This window comes from Sphingomonas sp. ID1715 (assembly GCF_013044515.1).
In the GTDB taxonomy this organism is placed as follows: Bacteria; Pseudomonadota; Alphaproteobacteria; order Sphingomonadales; family Sphingomonadaceae; genus Sphingomonas_B.
In genome coordinates, this window is sequence record NZ_JABEPR010000001.1 from 516,503 (window position 1) to 531,517 (window position 15,015).

Here is a 15,015-nt window from a genome sequence, read left to right on the forward strand (position 1 = left end):
AAGGGCGCCTGCTCGGTTCCAGCGCCCTTCGACTTCGGCCTTCGGCCTCCGCTCAGGACGAGCGCGAAGCTCAATTTGCAAAAGACGCCGCGTCGCCGCTTTGCTAGGCAATGTTCATGACCGTCAGCACCGCCTCTTCGGCCCGCGAGATCCTGACGCGGCTCCATGACGTGATGGCCTCCCGCGCCAATGCGCAGACCAAGCTCAACCAGGTCGTGAACATCATCGGCGAGGCGACGTCGAGCGAAGTCTGTTCCCTCTATCTGCTGCGCGACGGCGCGCTGGAGCTGTTCGCGACCCGCGGCCTCAGCCAGGAAGCGGTGCATGTCACCAAGCTGGCGCTGGGTGAAGGCCTGGTCGGATCGATCGCCGAGCGGGTCGAGATCCTGAACCTGGACGAGGCGGCGGCCCACCCGGATTTCGCCTATAAGCCGGAGACGGGGGAAGAGCGGTTCCACAGCTTTGCCGGTGTGCCGATCATCCGGCGCGAGCGCGCCGTCGGCGTCCTCTGCGTCCAGCACACCGAACCGCGCCGGTACGAGGATCTCGAAATCGAGGCTCTGCAGACGGTCGGCATGGTCGTCTCGGAACTGATCGCCAATGCTGGCTTGGTGGACGGGCCGGAGTCTGCCGCCAATCGCCCCGCCTCCACTGCGGCGCTCCGCCTGGCGGGCCAGAAACTGGTGGACGGCATGGCGCGCGGCTTCGCGGTATTTCACCAGCCCAGGATCAACATCGAGCACACGGTCGCGGAGGACATCGAGGCCGAGCGGCGGCGCGTCTATTCCGCCTTCGCCAAGATGCGCGAGCAGATCGACACGATGGCCGCGCAGGCCGAGTTCGGAGTCGGCGGCGAGCATGAAGAAGTGCTCGAGACCTACAAGATGTTCGCCTATGACGAGGGCTGGTCGCGGCGGATCAACGAAGCGATCGACAGTGGGCTGACCGCCGAGGCGGCGATCGAGCGCGTGCAGCAGCGCACGCGCATGCGGATGCGGCAGATCGACGACCCGCTGCTCGCCGATCGCATGCACGATCTGGAGGATCTGGCGAACCGCCTGCTGCGCATCGTCTCGGGCCAGCTCGGCACCGCCGCGCAAATGGGTCTGCGCCAGGATGCCATCCTGATCGCCCGCAATCTCGGCCCGGCAGAACTGCTCGAATATGACCGGCGCCGGCTGAAGGGCGTCATCCTGGAGGAAGGGTCGCTCACCGCCCATGTCACCATCGTGGCGCGGGCGATGGGCGTGCCGGTGCTCGGCCGGGTCAAGGATGTGCGCCGGCTGATCGGCGAAGGCGACCTGCTGCTGCTCGACGCGAACCAGAGCGCCGTTTTCGTCCGGCCCAGTGCGTCGATGGAGGAGGCGTTCGAGGCAAAGCTGGCGCTGAGCCAGAAGCGCCGCGCCTCTTATGCCGCGCTGCGCGGCCTGCCGCCGGTGACCAGGGACGGACAGCGCATCACCCTCATGGTCAATGCCGGCCTGCGCGACGACGCGGCCGCGCTCGACCTGACCGGCGCGGACGGCATCGGCCTGTTCCGCACCGAGTTCCAATTCCTCGTCTCCGCAACGCTGCCGCAGCGGGAACGGCAGCAGCGCCTCTATCGCGACATTCTCGACGCGGCGCGCGACCGGCCTGTCGTCTTCCGCACGGTTGATATCGGCGGCGACAAGGCCCTGCCCTATATGCGGCCGGACGACATGGGCGAGGAAAACCCGGCCATGGGCTGGCGGGCGCTGCGCGTGGCGCTCGAACGCGACGGGCTGATGAAGGCGCAGGCGCGCGCGCTGCTGGAGGCGTCCGCGGGCCGCCCACTCCACGTCATGTTTCCGATGGTCTCGGAGCCGTGGGAGTTCGAAGCGGCCAAGGCCATTTTCGAGGCGCAGCGGACATGGATCGCCTCCCGCAACCGGCCGCTGCCGACCCAGATCCGCTATGGTGCGATGCTCGAAGTTCCGGCGCTGGCGGAGTGCCTGGACCTGTTGCTGCCGGAGCTCGACTTCCTGTCGATCGGCACCAACGACCTGACCCAGTTCCTGTTCGCGGCCGACCGCGCGCACCCGAAGCTGGCGGAGCGCTATGACTGGCTCTCACCGGCGATATTGCGGTTCCTCCGGCGCATCATCGTCCCGGCGCGAGACCATGGCGTGCCGGTCACCGTCTGCGGCGAAATGGGCGGGCGGACGCTCGAGGCCATGGCCTTGCTCGGGCTCGGCATCGAACGGCTGTCGATCACGCCGATCGGCATCGGTCCGGTCAAGGCGATGGTCCGCTCGCTCGACCTGGCGGCGCTGCGCCCGGTCATGGAAGGCTGGCTCGCCAATCCCCCGCGCAACCTGCGCCAGGAACTGAGCCGCTGGGCGGAGGATCATGGCGTCGAACTGGCGTGAGTTGACAAGGCGGGCGCGCTCTTGTGACAAGCGCTCCTGGGCGCACCCCGCGGAGAGGGTCAATGGACGGATTTGACGCAAACGAAGCCGGCGCCCCCAGTGCAGGCGGGCAGCTTCGCGACGCCCGCGAGCGCGCCGGTCTCAGCGTCGCCGAGGTGGCCGCCCGCACCCGCATCCCGCAGCGTCACCTCGAGGCGATCGAGCGCGACGATTTCAATGCCCTGCCTTCGACCACCTATAGCGTCGGCTTTGCCCGGGCATATGCGCGGACGGTGAACGCCGACGAAGTCGCGATCGCCGCGGCCGTCCGTGCGCAGCTGGAGCGGACCGGGCGCGAGCGGCACGAATATCAGGCGTTCGAGCCGGCGGACCCAGCGCGGGTCCCGCCGCGCCCGCTCGCCTGGACGGCAGCGATCGTGGCAATCCTGATCCTTGTCGGCTACGGCATCTGGCGCGCAGCGTGGCAAGGCGGTGACACTGCGCCCGTGGCGGTGGCGTCACCGGCCGCATCCCCGACCCCGCAGCCAGTGCGCGGCCCCACCCCTGCGGCCGCGCCGACATCGGGGCCGGTCGTGCTCACCGCGACCGACGAGGTCTGGATCAAGATCACCGATGCAAGCGGCAAGGCGCTCGTGCAAAAGGCGCTGGCGGCTGGGGAAACCTATCAGGTGCCTGCCGATGTGCAGGAGCCCAAGCTCACCTTCAGCCGGCCGGAAGCGTTGAACGTGACCGTTGGCGGCGTCGCCGTCCCGCCGCTCGGCCCGCCGGCCAAGCTGGTCAAGAACGCCGTGCTGACCCCAGACGCCCTGCGCGCGCGAGCGGCCGGCTCCACGCCCGCTTCGGCGGCAACCCCGACGGCGGCGCCCACGCCCTGACCGCAACGTGCATGGCTGGATCATTCTCGACAAGCCGCTGGGACTTGGTTCAACCCAGGCGGTCAGCGCGGTCAAACGCGCGCTGCGGACCGGCGGCTATCCCAAGCTGAAGGTCGGCCATGGCGGCACGCTCGATCCGCTGGCGAGCGGCGTATTGCCCGTCGCAATCGGCGAAGCGACCAAGCTCGCCGGCCGCCTGCTCGACAGCGACAAGGTGTATGAATTTACCATCGGCTTCGGCGAGGAAACGGATACGCTCGACGCCGAGGGCAAGGTGATCGCGACCTCGGACGTGCGGCCCCCCATGGAGCAGGTCGAAGCGTTGCTGCCGCGCTTCACCGGAGAGATCGAGCAGGTGCCACCGGCCTATTCCGCGCTGAAGGTGAATGGCGAGCGTGCCTATGATCTCGCCCGCGCCGGAGCGGATGTCGCGCTCGGTTCGCGGTCGGTGATCGTGCATTCTCTCTCTCGTCATTCCCGCGAAAGCGGGAACCCAGAAGGAGCAGAGAAGGGGCTGGGCCCCTGCTTTCGCGGGGATGACGAAGAGAGTAGTGGAATTGGAGAGATCACCTTCACCGCGCACGTCTCCAAGGGCACTTATATCCGCTCGCTGGCGCGCGACATCGCGCACGCGCTTGGCACCGTGGGTCACGTCACCTATCTCAGGCGCATCAAGGCCGGCCCCTTCACCCTCGCCCACGCGATTTCGGTGGACAAACTGGACGAACTCGCTAAGGGGCACGCGCTTGAACAGGTTCTCCTGCCGTTGAGGGCGGGGCTGGACGACATCCCGGCTCTTTCCCTCACCCCCGACCAGGCAGGGCTGCTCCGCAAGGGTCAGCAATTGGTCGGGATCGCCGCTCCCGATGGCCAATGCTTTGCGATGCTGGACGATGTGCCGGTGGCGCTGGCGGAGGTCCAATCCGGCATCGTCCGGGTGGTGCGCGGCTTCAACCTCTGACGTGAAAGGAAGACGATGTCGATTACCGCAGAGCGCAAGCAGGCGCTGATCAACGACAATGCCCGCAACTCGGGCGACACCGGTTCCCCCGAAGTGCAGGTCGCCATCCTGACCGAGCGCATCCAGAACCTGACCGAACATTTCAAGACGCACGCGAAGGACAACCATTCCCGCCGCGGCCTGCTGATGCTCGTCAACAAGCGCCGTTCGCTGCTGGATTATCTCCGCAAGTCGGACGCGCAGCGTTATACTGATCTCATCGCGAAGCTCGGCCTTCGCAAATAACCCGGAGCGGCCGCCCTTCTGGCGGCCGTTTCTCTATCCGCGAGGCGCAATACGGCGTCTCCGGCCGAGCCGTATCGGCTCACCCAAAGGACCCAGGAAGGGTCCAACACAGGCCCCGGCCGCATCGGGCGGCCGGACGTAAGGAAAATACATGTTCGACGCAAAGAAAGTGACGATCGAGTGGGGCGGAAAGACCCTTTCACTCGAAACGGGCAAGGTTGCCCGCCAGGCCGACGGCGCGGTGATCGCGACCCTCGGCGAAACCGTGGTGCTGTGCGCGGTGACCGCCGCCAAGTCGGTCAAGGAAGGGCAGGACTTCTTCCCGCTGACCGTCCACTACCAGGAAAAATTCTCTTCGGCCGGCCGCATCCCGGGCGGCTTCTTCAAGCGCGAGCGGGGCGCCACCGAGCGCGAAACGCTGATTTCGCGCCTGATCGACCGCCCGGTCCGCCCGCTGTTCCCCGAAGGCTTCTACAACGAGATCAACTGCATCGCGCAGGTGATGTCCTATGATGGCGAGAACGAGCCGGACGTGCTGGCGATGATCGCGGCGTCGGCCGCGCTCACCCTCTCCGGCGTGCCGTTCATGGGCCCGATCGGCGCTGCCCGCGTCGGCTACCAGAATGGCGAGTACATCCTCAATCCGTCCGACGCGCAGGTGAAGGAAGGCGAGCTCGACCTCGTCGTCGCCGCAACTCAGGACGCGGTGATGATGGTCGAATCCGAAGCCAAGGAGCTGTCGGAAGACGTGATGCTGGGCGCGGTCATGTTCGCGCACAAGGCGTCGCAGCAGGTGATCGACGCGATCATCGACTTGGCCGAGCAGGGCGCCAAGGAGCCCTGGGACCTGACGCTTGCCGACGACACGGAGCTGAAGGCCAAGGTCAAGGAGCTGATCGGCGACGGCATCGCCAAGGCCTATAAGATCACCAAGAAGTCGGAGCGCCAGCAGGCGATCATCGACGCGAAGAAGGCGATGCACGAGCATTTCGCCGATGCCGAGCCGGAAGTCCGCCTGAAGGCGAACAAGCTCGGCAAGAAGGTCGAAGCCGACATCGTCCGCACCGCCATCCTGAAGGAAGGCCGCCGCATCGACGGCCGCGACACGAAGACCGTCCGCCCGATCGAGGCGGAAGTGCACTTCCTGCCCCGCGCCCACGGCTCGGCGCTGTTCACCCGCGGCGAGACCCAGACCATCGCCACCTGCACGCTCGGCACCAAGGACGCCGAGCAGATGATCGATGGGCTGAACGGGCTCTCCTACGAGCATTTCATGCTGCACTATAACTTCCCGCCCTATTCGGTCGGCGAAGTGGGCCGCTTCGGGGCGCCGTCGCGCCGCGACATCGGCCATGGCAAGCTCGCCTGGCGGGCGCTGCACGCGGTGCTGCCGACCAAGGACGAGTTCCCCTACACGATCCGCGTCACCTCCGACATCACCGAGTCCAACGGCTCGTCGTCGATGGCGACGGTGTGCGGCGGCAGCCTCGCGCTGATGGATGCCGGCGTGCCGATCAAGCGCCCGGTCTCTGGCATCGCGATGGGCCTAATCCTGGAAGGCAAGGACTTCGCGGTCCTGTCCGACATTCTAGGCGACGAAGACCATCTGGGCGACATGGACTTCAAGGTCGCCGGCACCAGCGAGGGCATCACCTCGCTGCAGATGGACATCAAGATCGCAGGCATCACCGAGGAGATCATGCGCGTCGCTTTGGCCCAGGCCAAGGACGGCCGCGCGCACATCCTCGGCGAAATGGCCAAGGCGCTCGACCACACCCGTGAAGAGCTGTCGGCGCACGCACCGCGTATCGAGACGATGCAGATCGACAAGTCCAAGATCCGCGACGTGATCGGTACCGGCGGCAAGGTGATCCGCGAGATCGTCGCACAGACGGGCGCCAAGGTCGACATCGACGACGAAGGCCTGATCAAGATCAGCTCGTCCGACCTGTCGCAGATCGAAGCGGCCCGCAACTGGATCCGCGGCATCGTCGAGGAACCGGAAGTCGGCAAGATCTACACCGGCAAGGTCGTCAACATCGTCGATTTCGGCGCGTTCGTGAACTTCATGGGCGGCAAGGACGGCCTGGTCCACGTCTCGGAAATCAAGAACGAGCGCGTGGCGAATGTCGGCGAAGTCCTGTCCGAAGGCCAGGAAGTGAAGGTCAAGGTCCTCGAGATCGACGGCCGCGGCAAGGTGCGCCTGTCGATGCGCGTCGTCGATCAGGAAACCGGCGCCGAGCTGGAAGACACGCGTCCCGCGCGAGAGCCGCGCGAAGGCGGCGACCGTGATCGTGGTCCGCGTGGTGATCGCGGCGATCGCGGCCCGCGCCGTGACGGTGACCGCCGTCGCGACGGCGGCCGTGGCGGCGACCGTGACCGTGGTCCGCGTGGTGACCGCGGCGATCGTGGCCCGCGCCGCGAGCGCAGCGAAGGCGGCACCCGCGACGAGGGTCCCGAGCCCGAATTCGCCCCCGCCTTCCTGAAGGGCGACGACGAATAAGCTTGAGGCAAATCCTCAAACGATAAGGAAAGGCCCCGCAGCGATGCGGGGCCTTTTCTGTCTCGCTCTGGGTCGCGCTCGTCATTCAATCCATTTCGGATGAGACTGGCCGAGTTCGTGGCTTCCAAGCAGGTTAGCCTCCCCCGGTATCGATTCGGGGGGAATAATGAACGGAGTAGACGCCTACTCGGCGCTCGATCTGAGCGACGGGTCCGCCGCCGTCCGCGCGCTGCTCGACAGCAGCTCGACCGAGGCAGGACAGACCAGCATCGTCGTTTCAGGAGCAACGCAGAGCTACAATGCGCGGCAGCCTGCCGGCCTGACCCCGGCAATGCAGGCCTGGTATGCCCGCTTCGTTGCAACTGCGCGGCTGGCAGCGATTGCGGAAGTGCGCAGCGCCTTCCAATCCGACGCCGGCGGAGCGGCAAAGGGCGTCTATCTCGAAGCCGAGCGCGACATGGCCATGCGCCGCCAGGTGCTGGCTGCGATCGATCAGGCTGCCAGATTTGCCGACGCGCATGGCGAGCTACTGAACAACCATGAGCGGATCGTCGCCGAGTTCGAGACCAAGCGCGCCCAGCTGAACCGGCAGCCGACGCGCTTCCCGACATGGGGCTATGTGCTGCTGCTGATCGGCATCGTGATGCTCGAAGCGGCCATCAACTTCGAGAGCTTTCTCCGCGTACCCTATATCACCAGCCCCTTCCTTGCGACGGGGGCTACCCTGGCGGTCGGTCTCGCGATCGGCTTCGCCTCGCATTTTCATGGCGTCGTGTTTCGCCAGATGCACTATCTGTTCTCGCCGCAGGAGGCTGCCGAGGTCGGGCATGAAGAACGGCGCAAGGATGCCATCCGGCGCCTGATCTTCGGCACGCTGCTGCTGGCCGTGGCGCTGCTGATGGTCGGGGGAGCGCGCTTCTACTATCTGCGCGACTACATCGTTCAGGCGCGCATCCTCGGCGTGTCCCCGCCCTCCATGTTCGGTGGCATCATCTTCATGCTGCTCGGCAATGTGGTGGCATATTGCGTCGGCGCACTGGTGGCGTATCTGACGCACGACTCGCATCCGCGCTACGCAGAGCTGGACCGCGAACTCAGGACATCGACGAAAAAGGTCGAAGAGCTGAAGCGACAACGCAGCAAGGCGTTGCGCGCCCTGCGCGAAGGCGCGGACAACAAGGTGCAAGGGCAGGTCAACCAAGACGCGTTGACCCGTGGGCCGCGCTATAACGAGTTGCGGGAAGCAGCCGCGCGGATCGTGACCAAGGACCAGGAAGTCATCGGCGCGCTGATGACCTACCGCAACGCTCTGCTCGGCGCGATGAACGGCGCGGCGGGTCAGGCACGCTTCCGCTATCCCGACGGCAGCTATGAAGCGCTTCTTCCCATGTCCGGCGACATCTATCTCACGGCCGATGAATATGCCGCCAAAGAGCTGTCCCTTGGCTTCACCACGGGAGAGAATTGATGCGTCGGCTGATCTTCGCATCCTCGGTAGTGGCGTTGCTTGCCGGTTGCGGGGGCGACCCGGTGCTCGACAAGCAGGACGGCAAGGGTCTGGTCAAGCTGGAGGCGGCCTGCTCGCTCGCGGGGCTGCCGTCGGCCCTGCGCGAAACGCTGGTCGTCATCGACAAGACCATGGTGAAACCCGCCGATCCGGAAACCTTCAGGGTGGAGAATCCGGAGCTGTGGGCGTTGGTCACCGGACTAGCGGATGGCCAGCGCGCATCCGATACCGGAGCAATGGCGCCTCGTGAGCGGCTGACCATCGCGCTTGCGGATCCCCAAAGCGGCGGCCTCGAACAGCTCTTCACCGGCTGCCTTCCGGGTTTGTCCGCGGATGAGATGGCGGGCCGCACCGGCAAGGGTGAAGATGGTCTCTCCAGCAAGTTCTTCGGCTCGGACATGGCGTCGCAGATCAGCCGTCAGCGCGAGGAATTCCTGAAGCAGGTGGTGATCTCCATCGCGACGGCAAAGTTCGGAGGCCAGGCGAGACCGGCTGACAACTTCGGTGATTCTGGCTTCGCACGCACGCTGAAGACTGTCGGACCAGGGCGAGGCACGCCAGGACTGGTCCGGCGCGTCTTCCTGTTCGCCGATCCCGCCAAGGCGCTGACGACCGTCCCCGCCGAATACGTCGCCGCGCGAAAGCAAGGCTTCGACGCATCGGATGGCTTTCAGGCCAATTTCGGTCAGTCCGACATCTATGTGGTGCCGGCCGGTCGGCCGCTGGGCGAGAATCAGCGCGCTTTCCTGGACGCCTTTCTTCTGGCATCTCGCGGCGACCTAAAGTCGGTTGCGCCCTTCTCACCGGACGGCCTGTCCAAGCCGCCCGTCAGGCTGATCAGCTATAGCGGCGAACTCCCGCTCGGCGGCGGCATCAAGACTCCGATGGAACTGCGTCTCGCCAGCGCCGCAGACGGCACGATCGTCAACTCCTGGATCTCTTACACAGGCTCGAAGGGCGTGCGCGCGACTCCGCTTGCGGGGCAGTTCGTGTGCGGCGCCGAGGGCGTCTGCGATCTGCGAGGCGATCCCAATCTCTCACTCGGCCAGCGCTGGCGAACGGAGCCAGGCAAGGCGCCCCAGCCCCTGCCTGAGGGACCGTTCGGCGGCATGCGCCTCATCGAAGGGAAGGATGACGGCCAGCGACTGACCGGCCGCATCTACGATCCCGTCATTTACGTCGGCGACACGGGAGACATCCCGCTGGTTGCACGTCGCACCGAATAGAGGGGGAGCATCATGTTCAAGCGTATCGTGCTGGTTTCAACGGCCCTCAGTCTCGTCGCCGTGCCCGTCTCGGCGCAGACCTATGGCGGGCGCAGCCTTTCCGGCAAGACGCATGTCGAACGCGCCATCGGCAAATGCGCGGCCAGTCTGCTGATCGGCGGACTCCTGGGCGCCGGCATCGGCGCGGCGGCTGGCGATACGAGACGCGGTGCCTTGATCGGCCTCGGCGCCGGGGCGGTGGTCTGTGCCGTATTGGTGAGCGCTGCGAGCAGCAAGGATAAGGCGGCATTGCGTGCGGCGCAGCTCGAAGCGCTGAACAGCGGCGCAGAGCAGACCGTCGCGTGGCAGACCGAACAGGGGCAACTCGCCCGCACCGTCGTATCCCCATCCGCGCCAGGCTCCGTGCTGCTGTCTCAGGCCGGATCGCTGCAATGCCGGCAGGACGATATGTGCCGGGTGGGCGACAGCTGGTATCCCAAGGCCGACATCCTGGCCGGCAATGCGGCGCCCAATGCGCCCAAGCTCGTCAAGGCCAGCTTCACGAACGCCCAACAGCTCGTCTGTCGCCGGGCGCACGTCAGCATGTCCATCGATGGCAGCGCGGCAACGGATGGAACGGACGTTTCCTGCCTGGTGGGGGATACTTGGATCACCGGCGATGAATTGAAGAAGCACAAGATCAACGAAGCGCATGTAACGGCATGAGCCGCTACGGCGCTCTTGCATTCGCCTGCACACTGCTTTTGCCGGGCTGTTCCTCGTTCAACATGGTGGCGGATTGCGATCAGACGGGGCTGACGCTGATGCGCACCATGGTCGTGCCCGATGGCGAGCGGCCCGACGACGCCAGGCTGGCCGAACTGATGAGCGTCTCCACACCGCGTGAGGTGGCGGCGGGCTATAACGAGCGCAGGTGCAGCGCCGATCTGACTGCCTTGGGCGCCACGCAGGCGATCACCTACACGATCCGTCAGTCCGAAGGCGTGAAAGGCTGGGTGGAAGTCGATCTGCCGACGGACGCGCAGACAATGGCTCTGCGCGAGGCCTTGAGGAGCGCCTATGTCGGTTAGGGCGGCACTGGCGCTGCTCGCCGCGATCGTGCCGGTGGCTGGCGGCCTGGCGCAAGATGTCCGTTACCTCTCGACGGACGAGGCACTGTCGCTCGAACATCAAACGCGCTTCGCCCGCATGCGGAGGATCGCCCAGGAGTTTGGCGTTTTCCCGCCACCCGAGTTTCACGACTATCAGGTGCCATCGTCGGCTCTCCCGCCAAGCTTTCCGCACGATGTGCCAGTCCTGCGCATCGTCTTTCCGGAGAATGTCTTCTTCGACACCGCCTCGGCGACGTTGAAGCCGCAGGCCCAGGCGATCGTGCGGGCTATGGCCGCCATGCTCGATGGGGACGTACCCGACGTGACCGTCTTTGTCGCGGGCCATGCCGACGCGCGGGGCAGCGACGTGTACAATCACAATCTTTCGGTCGAGCGCGCCCGCGCGGTGGCGCGCCTGCTGAACGACCTGCGCCAGCGTCCGGGCGCGGTCTGGAGCATCGGCTTCGGCAAGAGCGTCCCGCTGTTTCCGAACACGTCGGACGTGAACATGGGCTATAACCGCCGAGTGGAATTGCTGCTGTCCGCTCGCATCGAAGCAGTCGCAACCTGGCTTCAGGACCAGGCGGGCGACATCTGCCGCACGAGCGATGCAGTCGAACGGGTCCGCTGCATGACGGACTTCAAGCGCGAGCGGAAAATCTTCGAGGCCGAAGAGGTGCTGCCGGCACGCAAAGTGCGCTTGGCGGAGCGCAACATCAAGGTGAGCGGGGCGACGAGAGAGCGCGCGCGATCCTCCATCGAAGGCAATGTGCAGCGAGTAGAACCACAAGGCTCCACTCGCCTGAAAATTCATCTCAATGAACGGCGCATCTACGTCAAAACAATCGAACACTGAGGCTTTGCTCTAAGCCCCCGAACAAAACGCCCGGCGTCTCCTTTGCGGAAGCGCCGGGCGGTGCGACCCGAATTCGGGTTATTCTATGCCGTCAGTCGAGTGACGCAGGATCAACGCACGTCTTTGGCCGGTGTTCCCGTGTCGCCGGTCACGAGCGCTTGCTTCTGCGCGGGGGTGAGCGCATCGGCGTCGAGATCGGACTTGCGGATCGCCTCGGCCCGCTCCTCGCCTGCCTGGCGCACGGTGCGGGCCTGCTGCTCGGCGATATTAGCCTGAAGGGCGTTGGTCATCTGGCGGCCCGCCTCTTCCATCGCCTCGGCGCGACTCTCGGCCCGGTCCTCGACTTGGTCGGCAATCTCTTCCTTCTCGCTGCACCCGGCGCAAAGCGCGAGAGCGAGGATAGGGGTGATGGCGCGCATGGGCTGTGCTCTCGGCGGGTTCGGGCGGGGATAGCGCGCGAGACCGACGAGCGTTCCCGCGGCTTCGACCAAAACCGGAGCTAACGCGATGAAAGTGGGGAGCTTCTGTTGCTCGGTGCTCCCCGTACCGCCGGAATCCGCTTCTGTTGCCCGGTGCGGCCCGAACCGCGCTTTTGGCCTACTTAATCTTACCCGTGAGGGTTGGGATTAAGCAGCAATCGCGAGCGCCTCGTTATCGTTGGCACTTGTGTGATGGGCCGTTGCGGTGGTCCCATTCCGGGCGAAAACAGCGCTTTTCAACACACGTCGATCCTGGTTCGGCCCCATTAGCTGAGCCGCTCGGCCGGCACGCTTCATGCGTGTCGGCCAACCGGCTCACCTGGTGGAGCCGCCGGGTACTGCCCCCGGGTCCGCTGCGCCTATTATACGCCGCAGTTTATCGCCATAGCCGGGCGAACCCGGCACCGACCGATATAGGCGCTTGGGTGCGAGACGCCAAGGGCGGATGCTGCTATGGGCGCTCTCGATCATGCTCAATCTGAACAACATCACCGTCCGTCTCGGCGGCGCGACGATCCTGAACGGCGCCAGCGCCGCCCTGCCCCCGCGCGGCCGCGTCGGCCTGATCGGCCGCAACGGCGCGGGCAAGACGACGCTGATGCGGGTCGTCGCGGGAATGCTGGAGCCCGATGAAGGTGGGGCGGAAATGCCACGCGGCGCCCGGCTCGGCTATATCGCGCAGGAGGCGCCGGCGGGCAGCGCGACGCCACTCGAGACGGTGCTCTCCGCCGACACCGAACGCGCGGCCTTGCTCGCCGAAGCCGACGTCGCGCACGGCGACCGGCTGGGCGAGATCCACGAGCGGTTGATGGCGATCGACGCCCACTCGGCGCCGGCGCGGGCGGCGCGCATCCTGGTCGGGCTCGGCTTCGACGAAGAAGCGCAAGGGCGGCCGCTCGACAGCTTTTCGGGCGGCTGGCGAATGCGCGTGGCGCTGGCGTCCCTGCTCTTTTCCCAGCCCGACCTGCTGCTGCTCGACGAGCCGTCCAACCACCTCGACTTGGAAGCGGTGCTGTGGCTGGAGGACTTCCTGCAGAGCTATCCGGCGACGATCCTGGTGGTCAGCCACGAGCGCGACTTCCTGAACAAGATCGTCACCCACATCCTGCACCTCGATCGCGGCAAGCTGACGCTCTATCCTGGCGGCTATGACGCGTTCGAGCGGCAACGGGCCGAGCGGCAGGCGCAGCTTGCCTCGGCGCGGGCGAAGCAACAGGCGGAGCGCGAGAAGCTCCAGGACTATATCGCCCGCAACAGCGCGCGCGCCTCGACCGCAAAACAGGCCCAGTCGCGTGCGAAGGCGCTCGCGCGGATGCAGCCGATCGCGGAGCTGATGGACGATCCGACGCTCTGCTTCGATTTCCCCAGCCCTGATGCGCTCCGGCCGCCACTGATCACGCTCGACATGGCGGAGGTCGGCTATGCGGAGACGCCGGTGTTGAAGCGGCTGAACCTGCGCATCGACCCGGATGACCGCGTCGCCCTGCTCGGCCGCAACGGCAATGGCAAGACGACGCTCGCCCGACTGCTGGCGGCGCAACTGACGCCCATGGCGGGGGCGATCAACGCCTCGGGCAAGATGCGCGTCGGCTATTTCACGCAGTATCAGGTCGAGGAACTCGATCGCGCCGATACGCCGCTCGAGCATATGACACGCGCGATGCAGGGCGCCTCCCCGTCGGCCGTGCGCGCGCAGCTGGGACGGTTCGGCTTCTCGGGCAGCAAGGCGACCACGCAGGTCGGCAAGCTGTCCGGCGGCGAGCGGGCGCGGCTGGCGCTGGCGCTGATCACCCGCGACGCGCCGCACCTCCTCATCCTCGACGAGCCGACCAACCATTTGGACGTCGATGCGCGCGAGGCGCTGATCCAGGCGCTGAACGGATATCAGGGAGCGGTGCTGATCGTCAGTCACGATCGGCACATGGTGGAGACCACGGCCGACCGGCTGGTGCTGGTCGACCAGGGTACCGCGCGCGAGTTCGACGGATCGCTCGACGATTATGTCCGCTTCATCCTGGTAGGCGATGGCGCGACCGAGCCTAAACAGGACAAGGCGGCGCGCAAGGACCAGCGGCGCGCCGCGGCCGAAGCGCGGGAGCAGTCCAAGCAGCTGCGTTCGCGGGTGCGGACGATCGAAACCGAGCTGGCGAAGCTAACGGCAGAGCGCAGCGCGATCGACCTCGCGCTGTTCGATCCGTCATCGGCCGAAGCGAGCCTCGCCAAGCTGTCGATGACCGAGCTGATGCAGCGCCGCGCCAACCTGGAAAGCGCGATCGAGGCGCGCGAAGCGCTGTGGCTCGAAGCGAGCGAAGCGGTCGAAGCGATCGCCGCCTAGCCGCGCCGCGCGCGCAGCTCGTCCCGAATCTCGCGCAGCAGCAACACGTCCTCCGGCGTCGCGGCGGGCTCGGCATCCTTGCGCAGCTGGGCGCGGGTGGCGGCCTTTACCAGCTGATAGATGATGAAGGCGAGGATCAGGAAGTTGATGACGACGGTCACGAACCGGCCCCACCCCAGCATCACCGCGCCCGCTTTCTTCAGCGCCTCATAGTCGGTGAGCGAACCCGTATAGCCCTCCGGCACCGACCCCAGCAGCACGAACTTGCTGGAAAAATCGAGACCACCGGTCAGCGTGCTGATCACCGGCATGATGATGTCTTCGGTGAGCGACGTGGTGATCGTCGCGAAGGCGGCGCCGATGATCACGGCGACGGCGAGATCGAGGACATTGCCCCGGGCGATGAAGTCGCGGAAACCCCTAAACATTCTCAACTCCCCAGCTGGAACGCCGTCCTAGCCTCTCTCGTTACACAGACGAAAGCAATGGCGATTGCTTGGGGAGCAG

At 66.1% G+C, this 15,015-nt stretch carries 13 protein-coding genes and 1 other RNA gene; 11 read left to right on the forward strand and 3 right to left on the reverse strand.

Annotated elements, in window-relative coordinates; translation table 11 throughout:
- Window positions 1-116: 116 nt before the first annotated feature.
- The 10 genes from ptsP to HJG53_RS02605 all read left to right on the forward strand — a co-directional run bounded on the left by ptsP (window position 117) and on the right by HJG53_RS02605 (window position 11,694).
- Entirely contained in the window at window positions 117-2,390 is a 2,274-nt protein-coding gene (gene ptsP / locus HJG53_RS02560) for a phosphoenolpyruvate--protein phosphotransferase (RefSeq protein WP_171127607.1), read from the forward strand.
- Between the two features lie 62 nt (window positions 2,391-2,452).
- Window positions 2,453-3,265 carry a helix-turn-helix domain-containing protein gene (locus HJG53_RS02565; protein ID WP_171127608.1) on the forward strand — a complete coding sequence of 271 codons (813 nt, stop codon included), beginning with the start codon at window positions 2,453-2,455 and terminating at the stop codon, window positions 3,263-3,265.
- Between the two features lie 7 nt (window positions 3,266-3,272).
- The gene (gene truB, locus HJG53_RS02570) at window positions 3,273-4,226 is read left to right on the forward strand and encodes a tRNA pseudouridine(55) synthase TruB (protein WP_171127609.1); all 954 of its coding nucleotides are present in this window, start codon (window positions 3,273-3,275) and stop codon (window positions 4,224-4,226) included.
- A gap of 15 nt (window positions 4,227-4,241) precedes the next feature.
- Complete coding sequence (gene rpsO / locus HJG53_RS02575; RefSeq protein WP_171127610.1) at window positions 4,242-4,511, forward strand: 30S ribosomal protein S15; 270 nt, start codon at window positions 4,242-4,244, stop codon at window positions 4,509-4,511.
- Window positions 4,512-4,662: 151 nt separating this feature from the next.
- Entirely contained in the window at window positions 4,663-7,014 is a 2,352-nt protein-coding gene (gene pnp / locus HJG53_RS02580; protein WP_171127611.1) for a polyribonucleotide nucleotidyltransferase, read from the forward strand.
- A 166-nt stretch (window positions 7,015-7,180) separates the two neighbouring features.
- Entirely contained in the window at window positions 7,181-8,482 is a 1,302-nt protein-coding gene (locus HJG53_RS02585) for a hypothetical protein (protein ID WP_171127612.1), read from the forward strand.
- A complete protein-coding gene (locus tag HJG53_RS02590) occupies window positions 8,482-9,747 on the forward strand; it encodes a hypothetical protein (protein ID WP_171127613.1) in 1,266 nt (421 codons plus the stop codon). The genes HJG53_RS02585 and HJG53_RS02590 overlap by 1 nt, the downstream gene beginning before the upstream one ends.
- A gap of 12 nt (window positions 9,748-9,759) precedes the next feature.
- On the forward strand, window positions 9,760-10,452 hold the full coding sequence (locus HJG53_RS02595; RefSeq protein WP_171127614.1) for a hypothetical protein: 693 nt from the start codon (window positions 9,760-9,762) through the stop codon (window positions 10,450-10,452).
- Window positions 10,449-10,817, forward strand: coding sequence for a hypothetical protein (locus tag HJG53_RS02600; RefSeq protein WP_171127615.1), 369 nt, complete (start codon window positions 10,449-10,451; stop codon window positions 10,815-10,817). The genes HJG53_RS02595 and HJG53_RS02600 overlap by 4 nt, the downstream gene beginning before the upstream one ends.
- Entirely contained in the window at window positions 10,807-11,694 is an 888-nt protein-coding gene (locus HJG53_RS02605) for an OmpA family protein (RefSeq protein ID WP_171127616.1), read from the forward strand. The genes HJG53_RS02600 and HJG53_RS02605 overlap by 11 nt, the downstream gene beginning before the upstream one ends.
- 110 nt (window positions 11,695-11,804) lie before the next feature.
- On the opposite strand, the gene HJG53_RS02610 is transcribed toward HJG53_RS02605, so the two are convergent.
- Together HJG53_RS02610 and ssrA are read right to left on the reverse strand one after the other, a co-directional pair.
- Complete coding sequence (locus HJG53_RS02610) at window positions 11,805-12,113, reverse strand: hypothetical protein (RefSeq protein WP_171127617.1); 309 nt, start codon at window positions 12,111-12,113, stop codon at window positions 11,805-11,807.
- A 131-nt stretch (window positions 12,114-12,244) separates the two neighbouring features.
- Window positions 12,245-12,616, reverse strand: a transfer-messenger RNA (tmRNA) gene (gene ssrA, locus HJG53_RS02615).
- A gap of 26 nt (window positions 12,617-12,642) precedes the next feature.
- Here ssrA and HJG53_RS02620 point away from each other — a divergent pair.
- Window positions 12,643-14,508, forward strand: a complete 1,866-nt coding sequence (locus tag HJG53_RS02620; protein WP_171128122.1) for an ABC-F family ATP-binding cassette domain-containing protein — start codon at window positions 12,643-12,645, stop codon at window positions 14,506-14,508.
- On the opposite strand, the gene mscL is transcribed toward HJG53_RS02620, so the two are convergent.
- Window positions 14,505-14,936 (reverse strand): large conductance mechanosensitive channel protein MscL, encoded by a 432-nt coding sequence (gene mscL, locus HJG53_RS02625; protein ID WP_171127618.1) that lies wholly within the window; start codon window positions 14,934-14,936, stop codon window positions 14,505-14,507. The genes HJG53_RS02620 and mscL overlap by 4 nt on opposite strands.
- Window positions 14,937-15,015: the final 79 nt, after the last annotated feature.